Annotated in this window: 16 protein-coding genes; 9 read left to right on the top strand and 7 right to left on the bottom strand. The window is 70.8% G+C overall.

Annotated elements, in window-relative coordinates; translation table 11 throughout:
• The first annotated feature begins 3 nt into the window (after window positions 1-3).
• A complete protein-coding gene (locus ACTJI8_RS18030; RefSeq protein WP_440734815.1) occupies window positions 4-528 on the top strand; it encodes an NADPH-dependent FMN reductase in 525 nt (174 codons plus the stop codon).
• Window positions 525-791, top strand: a complete 267-nt coding sequence (locus ACTJI8_RS18025) for a hypothetical protein (RefSeq protein WP_440734814.1) — start codon at window positions 525-527, stop codon at window positions 789-791. The genes ACTJI8_RS18030 and ACTJI8_RS18025 overlap by 4 nt, the downstream gene beginning before the upstream one ends.
• 89 nt (window positions 792-880) lie before the next feature.
• On the opposite strand, the gene ACTJI8_RS18020 is transcribed toward ACTJI8_RS18025, so the two are convergent.
• On the bottom strand, window positions 881-2,152 hold the full coding sequence (locus ACTJI8_RS18020; protein ID WP_440734813.1) for a DUF222 domain-containing protein: 1,272 nt from the start codon (window positions 2,150-2,152) through the stop codon (window positions 881-883).
• 92 nt (window positions 2,153-2,244) lie between these two features.
• Window positions 2,245-2,760 (bottom strand): methylated-DNA--[protein]-cysteine S-methyltransferase, encoded by a 516-nt coding sequence (locus ACTJI8_RS18015; RefSeq protein WP_440734812.1) that lies wholly within the window; start codon window positions 2,758-2,760, stop codon window positions 2,245-2,247.
• Between the two features lie 486 nt (window positions 2,761-3,246).
• Between ACTJI8_RS18015 and ACTJI8_RS18010 the strand changes: the two genes are divergently transcribed.
• The 5 genes from ACTJI8_RS18010 to ACTJI8_RS17990 all read left to right on the top strand — a co-directional run bounded on the left by ACTJI8_RS18010 (window position 3,247) and on the right by ACTJI8_RS17990 (window position 6,721).
• Window positions 3,247-3,705, top strand: coding sequence for a carboxymuconolactone decarboxylase family protein (locus ACTJI8_RS18010; protein WP_440734811.1), 459 nt, complete (start codon window positions 3,247-3,249; stop codon window positions 3,703-3,705).
• A 33-nt stretch (window positions 3,706-3,738) separates the two neighbouring features.
• Window positions 3,739-4,662, top strand: a complete 924-nt coding sequence (locus ACTJI8_RS18005) for a sigma-70 family RNA polymerase sigma factor (RefSeq protein WP_440734810.1) — start codon at window positions 3,739-3,741, stop codon at window positions 4,660-4,662.
• 90 nt (window positions 4,663-4,752) lie between these two features.
• The gene (locus ACTJI8_RS18000) at window positions 4,753-5,334 is read left to right on the top strand and encodes a cation transporter (RefSeq protein WP_440734809.1); all 582 of its coding nucleotides are present in this window, start codon (window positions 4,753-4,755) and stop codon (window positions 5,332-5,334) included.
• A gap of 20 nt (window positions 5,335-5,354) precedes the next feature.
• Window positions 5,355-5,717, top strand: a complete 363-nt coding sequence (locus ACTJI8_RS17995) for an ArsR/SmtB family transcription factor (RefSeq protein WP_440734808.1) — start codon at window positions 5,355-5,357, stop codon at window positions 5,715-5,717.
• Window positions 5,714-6,721: a cation diffusion facilitator family transporter gene (locus ACTJI8_RS17990; RefSeq protein WP_440734807.1), complete on the top strand. Its 1,008-nt coding sequence runs from the start codon at window positions 5,714-5,716 to the stop codon at window positions 6,719-6,721. Before ACTJI8_RS17995 ends, ACTJI8_RS17990 begins: the two co-directional genes overlap by 4 nt.
• Window positions 6,722-6,738: 17 nt before the next feature.
• On the opposite strand, the gene ACTJI8_RS17985 is transcribed toward ACTJI8_RS17990, so the two are convergent.
• Window positions 6,739-7,491, bottom strand: a complete 753-nt coding sequence (locus tag ACTJI8_RS17985; protein ID WP_440734806.1) for an AAA family ATPase — start codon at window positions 7,489-7,491, stop codon at window positions 6,739-6,741.
• Window positions 7,492-7,655: 164 nt separating this feature from the next.
• Here ACTJI8_RS17985 and ACTJI8_RS17980 point away from each other — a divergent pair, with 164 nt between their 5' ends.
• Window positions 7,656-8,603 (top strand): endonuclease/exonuclease/phosphatase family protein, encoded by a 948-nt coding sequence (locus tag ACTJI8_RS17980; RefSeq protein ID WP_440734805.1) that lies wholly within the window; start codon window positions 7,656-7,658, stop codon window positions 8,601-8,603.
• Window positions 8,604-8,666: 63 nt separating this feature from the next.
• Here the strand turns inward: ACTJI8_RS17980 and ACTJI8_RS17975 are convergent, their stop codons facing one another.
• Together ACTJI8_RS17975 and ACTJI8_RS17970 are read right to left on the bottom strand one after the other, a co-directional pair.
• Window positions 8,667-9,299: a hypothetical protein gene (locus ACTJI8_RS17975; RefSeq protein WP_440734804.1), complete on the bottom strand. Its 633-nt coding sequence runs from the start codon at window positions 9,297-9,299 to the stop codon at window positions 8,667-8,669.
• Window positions 9,274-10,542: an ammonium transporter gene (locus ACTJI8_RS17970; RefSeq protein ID WP_440734803.1), complete on the bottom strand. Its 1,269-nt coding sequence runs from the start codon at window positions 10,540-10,542 to the stop codon at window positions 9,274-9,276. The genes ACTJI8_RS17975 and ACTJI8_RS17970 overlap by 26 nt, the downstream gene beginning before the upstream one ends.
• 166 nt (window positions 10,543-10,708) lie before the next feature.
• On the opposite strand from ACTJI8_RS17970, the gene ACTJI8_RS17965 reads away from it, so the two are divergent.
• A complete protein-coding gene (locus tag ACTJI8_RS17965; protein WP_440734802.1) occupies window positions 10,709-11,752 on the top strand; it encodes a zinc-dependent alcohol dehydrogenase family protein in 1,044 nt (347 codons plus the stop codon).
• A gap of 25 nt (window positions 11,753-11,777) precedes the next feature.
• Here ACTJI8_RS17965 and ACTJI8_RS17960 read toward each other — a convergent pair whose 3' ends face one another.
• Both ACTJI8_RS17960 and ACTJI8_RS17955 read right to left on the bottom strand, forming a co-directional pair.
• Window positions 11,778-12,686: a CPBP family glutamic-type intramembrane protease gene (locus ACTJI8_RS17960; RefSeq protein WP_440734801.1), complete on the bottom strand. Its 909-nt coding sequence runs from the start codon at window positions 12,684-12,686 to the stop codon at window positions 11,778-11,780.
• 112 nt (window positions 12,687-12,798) lie between these two features.
• Window positions 12,799-13,785: a DNA topoisomerase IB gene (locus tag ACTJI8_RS17955; protein ID WP_440734800.1), complete on the bottom strand. Its 987-nt coding sequence runs from the start codon at window positions 13,783-13,785 to the stop codon at window positions 12,799-12,801.
• Between the last annotated feature and the right edge of the window lie 162 nt (window positions 13,786-13,947).

The following is a 13,947-nucleotide window of genomic DNA, read 5'->3' as shown; positions in this document are numbered from 1 at the left end:
CCCATGACCCGGATCGCAGTGCTGGTGGGAAACCCCCAGCCCGCTTCGCGCACCCGTCTCGTCGCGGAGGAGGTGGCGGCCCTGCTCGGTGCGCGCAGCGGCGCGGACATCGACGCCACGATCGACCTCGCGGACGTCGCGGACGCGCTCTTCCGCTTCCCCGAGCCCAGGCTCGACGACCTGCTGAACCGGGTGGCGACCGCGGACGTGGCGGTGATCGCGAGCCCCACGTACAAGGCCGCCTACACGGGCCTGCTGAAGGCGTTCCTGGACCGCTACGGATCCGACGGGCTACGCGGTCTCACCGCGGTGCCGGTGCTCACGATCGGGGCCCCGACGCATGCGCTCGCGGTGGAGACGACCCTTCGGCCGCTCCTCGTGGAGCTCGGCGCGAGCGTACCCACCCGCGGGCTGGCGTTCCCTGCCGCTGCCGTCGAGGATCGTGCGAGCGTCGTCGGCGAGTGGGTCGATTCCGAGTGGCCGCGGATCCGCCACGCGTTCGGCATCGGCGCGGAGACAGAGCGATGAACGACCGCTTCCGCCCGGCCGAGTCGCTGGCCTCTGTCGCCGTCGCCGCGTCCGAGACCATCCTGGGCCGCGGATCCGGAGTGACGCCTCGCGCGGAGACGCCTCGTACGGAAACGCCTCGTGCGGAGACGCCTCGTGCGGAGACGCCTCCCACGAAGACGCCTCGTACGGGAACGCCTCGTGCGGAAACAAAGAGCGTGCAGCTCGAGCCGGCCTGCCTGGAGGTCGCGCACCGGGCGCAGCTGTTCGCCGCCCGGTTCTGACCCGGTCGGGTCGAGTCGGCTGGTGGCAGGCGGCTTGCGGGGTGATGGCGGTCACCACGGGGTGATGACAGGGTCGACGCCCGCGTGTTTCAGGCAGCGTCGGCCCTGCTGTCTTCCGCATCCGTGAACATCACGCGCGGCGGCGGTGCGTCGGTGTACTCGACGCCGGACGGACTGGTCCAGACGATGACGCCGCCAGGACGCTGTCGCGCGGTCCAGCGCCAGCGCGGGTCGAGGTCGGGATGCTTGAGCGCGTGGTGGGTCTCGCAGAAGCACGCGAGGTTCACGGGATCGGTGGGCCCGAACCGGGCATAGTCGTGGTTGTGGTCGATCTGGCATCGCCGGGCCGGCATCCGGCAGTTCAGGAACCGGCAGTTCCGATCTCGGGCGCGGAGGTACCGTTTCATCGCTTCCGGAGGCCGGTACGGGCTGGTCCGGACGATCATTCCGCTGCCGTCGAGCTCGAGTCGTTCCCAGCTGAACGCGGCGGCGGCGAAGCGGCGGGCGAGGTCGGGATCCATCGGCCCGCGTCCGTCGAGTTCCGCCATCCGGTCATCGTGGCCGGAAAGAGTGGTCTCTGCGACCGTGACCTGAACAGTGGCATGGACGCGGTCGAGGAGGTCGGCGTCGTCGGCGATGCGGCCGGTGAGGATCTTCAGCAGGAACCGGTCGAAGCGCACCTGGTCCAGCCGTCGCATGTCTTCGACGGCACCCTCCTGCTTGGCGGCGTCGAGGACGGCACGGCCTTCCTGCGTGAGCAGGTCGAACGCGGCGTGGATGAGCGCCGCCGGCCCGGTCGCGTGCATCGTGGCCTGCCCGGCGCCGTCGTCGGTCACGCTCACAGCGCGATCATCGTGGGCGCGTCGGTGCAACTCGGTCAGGGCGACCGGAGCGACCGCCGCGGCCACGGTCTCGGCGAAGGCCTTCGTGCGCGCCCGCGATTCGGCGGCGGCGAACGGCACGACCTGCGCCTCGTATTCGGCCAGCGCGCCGGTGTCGTCATGGGGGATGTCCGCGGCGGCTTCGAGGATCGCCTCGACGTGACCGAGCGAGACCTCCCCCGTCTCGAGCGCCGCGCAGGTGACGGGGAATCGTTCGTGCAGGGAAAACCCGGTGGCGAGGAGCTTTGCGGCGGCGTAGCGGGACAGGTGCATGCCCACCGAGAACTCACTGATCATCGACCGCTCAGCCGGGTCGAACCCGTCGGATCCGGGGCGGATCTCATCGAGCAGCAGCGCCACGCGCTCGTGGGCGAGAGCCGCCTGGCGTGCCTGCAGTCGAGCGATCTCGCGGCCCAGTTCTGCGCACTCCCCGACGATCTCCGCGCTACGGCGGAGGTAGTGATCGCGGGGCTTCTCCATACGTCAATTGTAGAACATATCTTCGATGATTGGAAGAGTTCTCCACAGCCGGATCCATCGCGGAACGGAACCCGACGAGGATCGGATCCGGCTCAGAACAGCGCCTGCGGCAGCGCCCCCTCATGCTCGAGCAGCCAGCGCTTCGTGTGCAGTCCCTCGCCGGGCGCACCGCCGGAGTAGCCGCCGAGGCCGTCGCTCGCGACCACGCGATGACAGGGCACGATGATCGGGATCGGGTTCGCTCCCATGATGGATCCGATCACGCGGGCCGGGACCGACGTGCCGCTGCGCTCGGCGAGCTCGCCGTAGGTCACGGTCTCGCCGTGCAGGACCGTGTCGTAGAGCGCGTGCAGCACCGCGTTCGTGACATCGGACTGCGGTCCGAGGTCGAACGGCAGGTCGAACACGGCCCGCTCCCCCGCGAAGTAGGCGCCGAGCTGGGCGAGGGCATCGGCGAGCAGCGGATCCCGCTCGGCGTCGGACGGCATGCCCGGAACCGCCGGCGTGGAATGCCCGCGGCGCGGCCAATGCACCCGGCGGATCGCCGTGCCGTCGCTGTGCACGGAGAGCACGCCCACGGGCGTCGCGATCGAGCCGGAGAAGGTCACGCGCCGATCGTACGCCGGGGATCCGACATCGCGACCCGCCTCTCCGCTGGACATGATGCGGCCTCGCCACCCGGCATGAGGTCAGCCCGACCAGCACCGAAAAGGACAGCGGTTGGGCTTCCGACCCGGCGCACGATGTCGGCTCGGCCGGCGCCGTGACGATCAGCACACCATGTGACGATCAGCACAGGGATCCGGCGATTCGATGTGCTGATCGTGCCAATCTGTGCCGATCGCGACAACGTCCGCCGGTCATCGCACGACCCGCAGATCGTGCCAACCTGTTCCGATCGCGACAGCATCTCGCGGATCCTCCCAGCCTCCGCGAGTCGCCCCAGCGTCCGCGGACCGCCGCACGCATCGCGGATCCGGCGACGAGCGCCGGGCCCCTGTCACACTTCCCTCGCCCGATCCGACATCCCCGATGAGAGCCGCACGAACGCCGACGAGATCCGCCGACGGCGTCGGCAAAGGAGAGGAACGACGATGACCAGGATCGACATGGGCCGCACCAACAAGCTCGGCTACGCCGCGGTGCTCGGGCTGGAGGCGTACTCCCGCAAGAGCGTGGAGCCGCGGCTGTACGAACTGATCAAGCTGCGCGCCTCGATCCTGAACGGATGCGGGTTCTGCGTCGACATGCACGCGACCGAGGGCGCCAAGCGTGGCATCCCGCAGCGCACTCTGCATGCGGTCGGCGCCTGGCAGCACACCAAGGGCTTCTACTCGGAGCGGGAGCTGGCGGCGCTCGCGCTGACCGACGCGGTCACGCAGCTCGGACCGGAGACCGTGACGGACGAGATCTGGAACGCCGCCGCGCAGCACTTCGACGACGGCGAGCTCGGCGCCCTCGTCCTGGCGATCTGCACGATCAATGTCTGGAACCGCGTGGCCATCGCCACCGAGATGGCGCCGCCGATCGACGACAAGCACCCGATCGTCTGAACGGTGCCCGAATCCGGGCGTTACCGTAGGCCCATGACCCTCGTCTCGCCTGCCACGCGCGCGTGGCAGGCGGAGCGCGGGCGCCTGATCGGCATCGCGTACCGGATGCTCGGCGACCACGGCCATGCCGAGGACGTGGTGTCGGAGGTCGCGATCGAGGCGCTGCAGCAGGAGCGCGCCGAACGATCGAGCCAGGACGACGCCGTGGCCGACGGGGCGTCGACGAGCCGCGTGCGTTCCTGGCCCGCGTGGCTGACGACCGTGTGCGTGCGCCGCTCGATCGACCGCGTGCGCGCGCTCGCGGCGGTGCGGGAGGACTACGTCGGCCCGTGGCTGCCGGAGCCGGTCGCGACCTCGCGGCTGCCCGAGGATGCGGTGGCCGATCGCGAGCTGCTCTCGCTCGCGCTGCTGCACATGGCCGAGCAGCTCGCGCCCGATGCGCGAGCGGCGGTCGTGCTGCACCGCGCATTCGGGATGTCGGCCGTGGAGATCGGCCGCATCCTGGAGAAGTCGGCCGCCGCCGTGCGGCAGCTCGTCTCGCGCGCCGAGCGCCGGCTGCGCCTCGCCGACGACCCCGCCCTCACGCGAGCAGCGGATCCGACCGCCCTCGGCGCGCTGCTCGTCGCCGTCGAACACGGCGACGTCTCCGGGGTGCTCGCCCTGCTCTCCGACGACGCGATCCTGTGGAACGACGGGGGCGGCAAGGTGAGCGCCGCACGCAATCCGATCTTCGGCGCCGACCGCGTGCGGCGCTTCCTCGTGGGAGTGCTGCAGAAGGCGGCCGCCGACCCCGCGCTGCCGTTCTCGGTGAAGCGCCTCGACGTCAACGGGGAGCCGGCGATCGCGTTCCTGCGTTCGGGCCGCGTCGACGTGCTCGCGCTCGAGTTCGGCGCCGACGGGCTGATCCACGGCCTGCGCCAGGTCTGCAACCCGGACAAGCTCGCGTACGTGCTCTGACCGGCCGCCTCACGACGGAGCCGCTCCACCGGTCGAAGCCGACGCCACCATCCACAGCGCCTTCATCGGATCCTTCTCTACCTTCGGGCCGTGCCCGCCGATCGTCTCCGTCTCCGGCGCGCCGGCATCGCGCTGGAAGTCGTCACCCTGGCCTGGAACGTGGTCGGCGTGGCACTGCTCGCGATCCTCGCGTATCGTTCCGGATCCGTCGCGCTGCTCGGCTTCGGACTGGACAGCCTGATCGAGATCGGCGCATCGACGGTGGTGATCTGGGAACTGACCGGGTCGGACGAGCGCCGCCAGCGTCTCGGCCTCCGCCTGATCCGCGTCGCGTTCGCCCTGCTCGCGGTCTACCTTCTCGTCCAGGCGGTCTTCGCCCTCGGGTCGGGCCACCGGGCGACGCCGCTCCTGGGCGGCATCTGGTGGACGGCGCTCACGGCGATCGCGATGTTCCTGCTCGCGTTCGGCAAGCACCGCGTCGGACGTGCTCTGGGGGATCCGGTCCTGCTCACGGAGGGCAGGGTGACGCTCGTCGACGGGATCCTGGCCGCCTCCGTCCTCGTCGGCATCCTGCTGAACGCGCTGTTCGGGCTGTGGTGGGCGGATCCTGTCGCCGGTCTCGTCATCGTGTTCTACGCAGTCCGCGAGGCGCTGAGCGCCCTTCGGATCTGACCATCCATTAGTATCTGCGTATGAGTGCAGATAAGCAGGCTTGCGGCTACTCGCCCGAGAGCTCCTACGTGGAGCTGGCCGTCGAGGTGTTCTCGATGCTCGCCGATGCGACCCGCGTGCGGATCGTGCTCGCACTCGGCGAAGCTGGCGAGCTCTCCGTCAACCACCTCGCCGACATCGTCGACAAGTCGCCGGCGGCGGTCTCCCAGCATCTTGCAAAACTGCGCCTCGCCCGCATCGTCTCGACCAGGCAGGACGGCCAGCGCGTGTTCTACCGACTCGAGAACGAGCACGCCTCCCGGCTCGTCGCGGACGCGATCTTCCAGGCCGAGCACTCGCTCGGAGGAACTCCCCGCCACCACCACGCCGACCAGGACTCATGATGCACGACCACCCGCGGGGTCGCCACGACCACGACCACGACCACGACCACGACCACGAGCACGAGCACGAGCACGAGCATCCCACCGGCTTCCGGGGCGTGCTGCACGGCCTTTTCGTGCCGCACACGCACGACGCGGCGGATGCGATCGACGATGCAATGGAGGCCTCCGACGCCGGCATCCGGGCGCTCAAGCTGAGCTTGGTCATCCTGTTGGTCACCACGATCCTGCAGGCGGTCGTCTTCTTCCTCAGCGGATCCGTCGCTCTGCTCGCCGATACCGTGCACAACTTCTCCGACGCGCTCACGGCGATCCCGCTCTGGGTGGCCTTCGTGCTCGGTCGCCGTGCGGCCACGCGCCGCTACACGTACGGGTTCGGGCGGGCGGAGGATCTCGCGGGCCTGTTCATCGTGTTCGTGGTGCTGCTGTCGGCGGTCGTCGCCGCTTGGCAGTCGATCGAACGTCTCCTGAACCCGCAGCCGTTGCACAACGTCGGCTGGGTCATCGTCGCGGGCGTCATCGGCTTCCTCGGCAACGAGGCCGTCGCGATCTACCGCATCCGCGTGGGCCGCCGCATCGGCTCCGCGGCGCTGGTCGCCGATGGCGTGCACGCCCGCACCGACGGCTTCACCTCGCTCGCCGTCGTCTTCGGCGGGCTCGGGGTGCTCGCAGGATTCCCGTTGGCGGATCCGATCGTGGGTGCGCTCATCTCGGTCGCCATCTTCGTGCTGCTCATCGGCACCGCGCGCAGCATCGGCAGGCGGCTGCTCGATGGCATCGAACCGGCGCTCGTGGAGCAGGCCCGGCACGCCCTGGAACAGGTCGAAGGGATCACCGCGGTCGAGCAAGTGCGTCTGCGCTGGGTCGGCCACCGGCTCGAGGGCGACGCCGTCATCTCGACCACCGGCGATGCCGCCGCGATCGCCGCAGAGGCGGAGCAGAGCGTCCGCACGCACGTTCGCAACCTCGACGGATTCCTCGTCGGGGTGCGCGCCACGCGCTGACCGTCGATCCCGGGGCTTCAGTCCAGCAGGTGCCGGGTGTAGCGTCCGGGTTCGTCGAGGAAGGACCGCCAGTGCCGCACGAGCTCCAGGTCCTCCCAGACCGCCGGGCGCAGGCCCCACTCCCCGACCTCGAGGATCGTCGCGCCCGGCAGCGCGGCGAGCACCGGCGAGTGCGTCGCGCAGAGCACCTGCCCTCCCTCGTCGGCGATCCGGCGCAGCACGGCGATGAGGCTCAGGGTCGAGGAGAACGAGAGCGCCGCCTCGGGCTCGTCGAGGCAGTAGAAGCCGGGATCGTCGAAGCGCGTCTCGAGCACGGCGAGGAATGACTCGCCGTGGCTCATCTCGTGGAACAGCGGCTCCGGTCCGGTTGACGGGTTCTCCTCGAGGTACGTGTAGAACGAGTGCATCGTCTCGGCGCGCAGGAAGAAGCCCCACCGGTTCGCGCCCACACCGCGCTGGATGCGGAGCCACTCCGACAGCGGCGACTCAGTCGGGCGGGTGCTGTGCCGGGCCTGGCGGGATCCGCCCTCCGGCGAGAGCCCGTAGGCGACCGCGATGCCCTCGACCAGCGTCGACTTGCCGCTGCCGTTCTCGCCGACCAGGAACGTCACTCCCGGATCCAGGTCGATGCCCTCCCGCAGCATCTGGGCGACCGCGGGAATGCTCGCCGGCCAGGTGTCGCTCGTGGAGGGGGCGTCATCGGCCGGGTGCACCGCGACGACCGGCTGCTGCCGGCGCCGGCGGCTGCGCGGGTCCCAGAACGGATCCATGGCGCTCCCCTCCGGCGATCGGCTCGGATCCATTGTGCCCGGCCTGACCGACACGGGGCCCGAGCCTGGGCGGCCGTGCCGCTCGCACGACTGACGAGACCAGCAGCAGCACCCGGATCCGGACCGTCAGCCGTTCCTCAGACCGGGACCGGAAGGATGGATCCGTGAGTCAGGCGACGCGGGACCCGGTCAGGACGACACGCGCCGCGCCCCGCCGCGGCGCCATCGTCGCACTGCTGCTGGCCGCCATGGCGCTGACCGTCGCCGTGCTGCTCGGATCGGTCCCCGGCCCGCTCGGCACGGCGATCGCCGTGGCCCTGCCCTGGCTGGGGCTGTTCCTGGCCCCGCTCGTGATCGCCGCCCTGCTGATCCGGCCGCGGACGGCATGGATCGCAGCGGTGCCCGTCGTCGCCTGGACCGTGGCGCTGTGGGGGTTCCTCCCCGTGCCGTGGCAGGGCGATCCGTCGCCCGGCGCCTCCGGCCTGCTGGTCGCCACGCAGAACGTGCAGGCAGGATCGGGCACCGGGGCGGCGTCCGCACGCGCCCTCGCCGGCCAGGGCGCCCAGATCCTGGCATTCACGGAGCTCGACGGCGATTCGGGGGCGGCGATCGCGGACGAGCTCGCCGATGCGTACCCGCACGCCTACCGGGTCGGCACCGTCGGGGTCTGGAGCCGGTACCCGATCCTCGACGAGGAAGCGCTCGACCTCGGGCTGGGTTGGAAGCGCGCGCTGCGCGTCGAGGTGGACGCACCCGGCGGCCCCGTCAGCGTCTACGTGGTGCACGCCGCCTCGCTGCGCCCGGGCGCGCAGAGCGCCAGAGATGGGATGCTCTCCGCGCTGGGCGAACAGATCTGTGCGGATCGGAGCCATCGAGTGATCGCCCTCGGCGATTTCAATGCCGTGTCGACGGATCCGGCTCTCGCCGCGATCGCCGGGAGGCTCGGCGAGGTGCGGTTCGGCGGGATCGGCCCCTCGTTCACCTGGCCCGCCTCGTTCCCCGCAGTCCGGATCGACCATGTCTTCCAGCGCGGCTTCGCAGCCGCCTCCGGACGGACGGAATCGGCCGGCGCCAGCGATCACCTCGCGATCCTCGCCGCCCTGAGCGGCTGATCCTGAGCGACTGATCCGACGCGGCTGATCCGGCCGGCTGAGGGCCGCCGGTTCGAGGCGGCCTCAGCCGACGACCATGAGGACCCGGGCGTCATCGGCGACGATCCCGGGTCCGCGAGTGACCGCACTGTCCCCCGTCATTGCGGACGGCAGCACCAGCGCTTCCATCGCCGATGCCGTGCTGCCGCCCATGCTCACCCGCCCCGAGCGCACGACCACCGCGCGCGTATCCTCGGGCAGATCGGATGCACCGTGCAGGTCGGCGAAGACCAGCGCCGGCCTCGCCCGGGATGTCACCGTGGACAGGACGAGGATCCGGCTCAGCTCCGCGGCACGGAGCCGGGGCCGGCGCAGTTCCAGGAGCGGGCCCGTGTGCCGCAGCACCCGCTCCTTGCGGAGCCCGACCGGCGCGCCAGGACCGACGTCGACCTGCGGGCCGCCGATCCCGGCGAGCACGTGCGTCGCCTCGTCCACCAGATGCAGGATGCCCACCGGGCCCCGCAGCTCGACGAGCTGCAGGGCCCAGTGCAGCTCTCCATTCGGACCGCGCAGTCCGCAGATCTCGCGCACATGGCCGCCTCCTGCGGCGAGCCCGCGCCTCGGCAGGTTCCGCAACTGCAGGAGACCGGCCGTGGCGGAGCTCGCCGCGAGGAAGGCGGGGTTCACCGGCTCAGACCCGCGCGCCGATGAGGACATAGCCCTCTTCGCCGTGCACCACGGTGTCGAGCCCTGCGATCTCGTCCTCGTTCTTCACCCGGAATCCGAGGAGCTTCTCGATGACGAATCCGATCCCGAAGGCGAGTGCGAACGAGTAGACGAGCACTGCGCCTGCTGCGAGCGCCTGGGCCGCGAGCTGTGCGAAGCTGCCGCTGAAGATCAGGCCGGTGCCGTTGGCGAACACGCCCAGGTAGAGCGTTCCCAGGATGCCGCCGATGAGGTGGATGCCGACCACGTCGAGCGAGTCATCGAAGCCGAGCTTGAACTTCAGGTCGATCGCGAGCTGGCAGACCGCACCGGCGAGGAGGCCGAGCACGACCGCCCAGATCGGGGTGAGCGCGGCGCAGGCCGGGGTGATCGCGACGAGACCGGCGACAGCACCGGATGCGGCGCCGACCGAGGTCGGCTTGCCGTTGCGGATCTTCTCCATCACCAGCCAGCTGAGCAGAGCGGCCGCGGGAGCCGCGAGGGTGTTCACGAACGCGATCGCGGCGGTGCCGTCGGCGCCGAGCTCGGAACCGGCGTTGAACCCGAACCAGCCGAACCACAGCAGGCCGGCGCCGAGCAGCACGAACGGCGGGTTGTGCGGCACGTCGGCTCCCTTCTGGAAGCCGATGCGGCGGCCGAGCACGAGGGCGAGCGCGAGACCGGCGGCTCCGGCGTTGATGTGCACCGCGGTGCCGCCTGCGAAGTCGATCGCGCCGACGCCGAGCCAGTCCTGAAGGCCCTTGGTGACCCAGCCGCCGTAGGCGAAGGTGCCGTCCTTGTTCAGGCCGAAGTTGAAGACCCAGCTCGCGACCGGGAAGTAGACGACCGTCGCCCAGATGCCGGCGAAGATCATCCAGGATCCGAACTTGGCACGGTCGGCGATGGCGCCGGAGACGAGGGCGACGGTGATGATCGCGAAGGTCGCCTGGAACGCGACGAACGCGAGCGGCGGGTACGCTGCGCCCTTCGGAACCTCGAGCAGGCTGTTCAGGCCGATCGCGGACCAGTCGATGGTCCACGGGGCGATCAGGCCCTTACCGCTGGGGAACGCGATCGCATAGCCGAAGACGACCCACAGCACGCCGATCAGACCGATCGCGCCGAAGCTCATCATCATCATGCTGATCACGCTCTTGGCCTTGACGAGGCCACCGTAGAAGAACGCCAGACCTGGCGTCATGAGCAGCACGAGGGCTGCACAGATCAAAACGAAGGCGGTGTTTCCCTGATCCATGGGTCCGCTCCTCTCTCAGTGAGAACGCTCCTGCAGCGTCGGGTGAGGTCAGACTGTCACCCGTGCGTTTCGCCTCGACGCGCGCTGTGTTTCCATTCCGTTTCGTCGAACGCACCCGACGTGAACAAGCTGTAACGCGGGGCCCGCCGCCTGGCAGGATGAGCCCATGCGTGCAGTGGTGTTCGATGCGGTCCGCTCCCAGCCGGAGGTGCGTTCGGTTCCCGAGCCGGACGTGCCCGATGACGGCGTCCTCGTCCAGGTCATGGCCACGGGGATGTGCCGCAGCGATTGGCACGCCTGGGCCGGGCACGACGACATCGCGTTCCCGCATGTGCCGGGGCACGAGCTCGCCGGGATCATCACCGAGGTGGGGCCGCGGGTCACCCGCTGGCAGGTGGGCGACCGCGTGACCGTTCCGTTCGTGTGCGGCTGCGGGCGTTGCGAATGGTGCCTCTCCGGCAACGCGCAGGTCTGCCCCGACCAGCAGCAGCCCGGCTTCACGCACTGGGGATCCTTCGCCGAGGTCGTCACCCTGCACGCAGCCGACGTGAACCTGGTCGCGCTGCCGGACGAGGTGGACTTCGCCACGGCGGCGAGCCTCGGCTGCCGCTTCGCCACCGCGTTCCGCGCGCTCGTCGGACGCGCGCAGGTGCGCGACGGCGAATGGGTCACGGTGATCGGAGCCGGCGGTGTCGGGCTCAGCGCCGTGATGATCGCCCGGGCGGCCGGTGCGCGCGTGATCGCCGTGGACCGCAACCCGGAGGCCCTCACCGTGGCCGCCGAAGTCGGCGCCGCGCACACGCTCCTCGCGGACGGGACCGACATCCCGGCCGCCGTGGCCGCGCTGACCGGAGGCGGAAGCCACGTCTCCGTCGATGCGGTAGGCAGCGAGCAGACCCTCGCCGACGCGATTCTCGGGCTGCGCCGGCGCGGCCGGCACGTGCAGATCGGCCTCCTCCCACCGATCGACGGGCATCCCCGCGTGCCGATGGACCGCGTGATCGGCTGGGAGCTCGACCTGCTCGGCAGCCACGGCATGGCGGCCGCCGACTACCCCGCGATGATGGCGCTGATCGCCGAGGGGCGCCTCGCCCCGCAGCGCCTCATCGAGCGCACCATCGGTCTCGAGGAGGCCGCGGCGCTGCTGCCGGGCTTCGACCGGGCCACCGTGGCGGGCATGACCATGGTGGATCCGCAGCGGATCGGCTGATCGCCGCGTGCCGCCGAGACGCGGCTCACGTCGCTGTCGTCGTCGCGTCCAGTCCGGGCGATCGCGCCCCCTTCGGGAGGCCGAGCCGGCCGCGGGTCACGAGGATCAGCACGAGAGCCGTGACCGTGAAGCCGATCAGCACCGGCAGAAGCCCGTACTCGTTGAAGATCGGCGCGGGGAAGAGCGGCGCGCCCACCTTGTTCGCGAAGGTGTTGAAGGAGGCGTGCATCAGCATTGTGATCAGCACGCTGCCCGCCGCGTGGTTGAAGACCCAGGTCATCATGATCGTCAGCGCCGTGATCATCACCACGAACATCACCATGTTCGTGAGCGTCGGCGGCGTCCACACCCCGCTCCAGAAGAGCGGGAAGTGCCAGAACGCCCACAGCAGGCCGAGGATGACACTCCCCGTCAGCGGACCGTAGCGGTCCTGCAGCCGCGGCAGGGCGAACCCTCGCCATCCAGGTTCCTCGCCCAGCGGGCCGCCGAGGAGGAACGTCATCAGGAATGCCAGCGGGTAGGCGGCGAGCAGCGGCCCGACGATCGGCTGGAACGACGACAGCGCCCCCGGCACGACGATCGTGCCCAGCACGATGATGATCGGCACCCCGACGAGCAGGAACAGGTACCAGACGATCCCGACCCGCCATTGCACGTACCGGTGGAGCAGGTGGGTGATTCCTGCCTTCCCCTCCAGCACGCCCGTCATGACGAAGGCACCGACCGTGGGTCCGAAGGTCGCGGCGACGACCGCGATCGCGATCACCGGTTTCGGCAGGGCCGGCAGCACGCCCTGCGCCGACAGCGCGACCGGCACCTCGATCAGCCACGAGACGAGGTAGGCGATCACGAAGTAGGAGGTGAGCGGATTCCGGGCGAGCAGCCCGCGGGGCGCCGCGTGGGATGACCGACCGAGGTTGCCGACGACTGCCATGATGCTGACCTTTCCGCCAGCGACGGGCCCGCGACGACGCGGGTCAGCCGTTCGCCATGCCTCAGTGTGGCACTCGGCGGGGCACGCCACCAGAGGCTCCGCCAGACCCGGATCAGTCCTCGAGCAGGTGCCGGATCGCGGACTCGGGAGTGACGGTCGTATCGAGCACCCGACCCCGGGCGTAGCGGCGGAACACCCGCGGATCGATATAGCTCGCCCGCGCCACCGCGGCCGTGTTGCCGAGCGCCGCGGCGGCGGCCTCGACCGCATCCCGTTCCGCACGTCGGCGCTGAGCCGCGTCGTCCGCCGCTCCCGCGGCTGCCAGCGCACTCGCCGCCGCGATCGTGCCGCGGAGCGTCCGGAAGTCCTTCGCCGTGAAGGCCGTGCCGGTGAGGGCGCGCACGTGCTCGTTCACTTCCCGGGCCGTCACCGCGACCCGCCGCCGTCCGCGGCGATAGGCGAGCAGCGGCGCGCTCGGGCGGGAGCCCTCCACGAGGCTCGCGAGCACCGCCGAGAGCGCCGGATCCTCGACCTCGAGATGCATGCGACGCCCGCTCTTGGCGGGGAAGGCGAGCACGGTCGTGGCCCCGTCGATACGCACATCACGGCAGCGGAGAGTGGTGAGCCCGCGACTGCCGTGGCGTGCCAGATAACGCTGCGAGCCGACGCGCGGCGCCGCATCGTCCAGCAACCGGAAGGCGGCGGCCAGCACCCGCTCCCGGTCCGCCTCGTCGTCCTGCACGAGCACGCGCGTCACCCTGGCGCGCGCCCCCGGCAGCGCCGCGGCGAGCGCCATCGCGCGGCGGAACTTCCTCCGGTCCCGGCGCTGCCGCCATTGCGGGTGGTACAGGTACTGCCGCCGCCCCGCCGCGTCGACGCCCACCGCCTGGATGTGGGCGCGTGGATCCTTCGCGATCCAGACGTCCTGCCACGCCGGCGGGATGGCGAGCGCGCGGATCCGCTCGAGGTCGGCGTCCGACACCGCGTGCCCCTGCGCATCCGTGTAGCGGAACCCGGATCCGGACCGCCTCCGCCGATAGCCCGGGTCGCTGTCGGGACGCGCACGGACGAGGCCCGACCCCGCGGCACCGCGCGTCATCCGCCGGCTCCGTGGAACCAGGACCCGCCGTCGAGCCGCCCGGCCATCCGCGCCTCCTCTCGCCCCGGCGGCACTCCGCCCGGTCACGATGACTCTGCCGCGCCGTCGGTCGCCCGGGAAGGGGCTGGTGGCCGATCTTCTCCGTCGGCTACGATCCTTCGG

The sequence above is a fragment of the Microbacterium sp. 22303 genome, assembly GCF_052045265.1.
Lineage (GTDB): Bacteria > Actinomycetota > Actinomycetes > Actinomycetales > Microbacteriaceae > Microbacterium.
Note: the sequence above shows the minus strand (reverse complement) of the source record. Positions and strands in the feature narration are given on the sequence as shown.